Origin of the sequence: Pelomicrobium sp. G1 (assembly GCF_051905455.1) — a bacterium.
GTDB lineage: Bacteria > Pseudomonadota > Gammaproteobacteria > Burkholderiales > UBA6910 > Pelomicrobium.
This window is the reverse complement of sequence record NZ_JBQACR010000426.1, coordinates 1-257: the sequence shown is the minus strand read 5'-3', so window position 1 is coordinate 257 and position 257 is coordinate 1. Positions and strand designations below refer to the sequence as shown.

Annotated in this window: 1 protein-coding gene; it reads right to left on the bottom strand. The window is 66.5% G+C overall.

The window, feature by feature from the left end:
* Positions 1 to 122 precede the first annotated feature (122 nt).
* The coding region (locus ACTFO6_RS19100) for a laccase domain-containing protein (RefSeq protein ID WP_439935913.1) at positions 123 to 257 on the bottom strand (135 nt) is incomplete at its 5' end.

Sequence of the window (257 nt, the reverse complement as noted above, 5' to 3'; positions counted from 1 at the left end):
AGGGCTCCCGCCACCAGCACGCTCAAGAGACCGCCCGTGAGGCTGGCGGCGATGATCCAGGCGAAAGGGGACATAAAAAGGGGCGCAGCGGCGAAACGGCGCATTATAGCCGTACCGAAGGTTCAATCGGTGAGCCAGACCAGCGCCGCCATGCGCCCGGTGACCCGATCCCGCCGGTAGGAGTAGAAGCGTTGCGGCTGGCTGAAGGTGCAGGCCTCTTCCCCGTAAACCGCCCGCACCCCGCAGCTGTCCAGGCG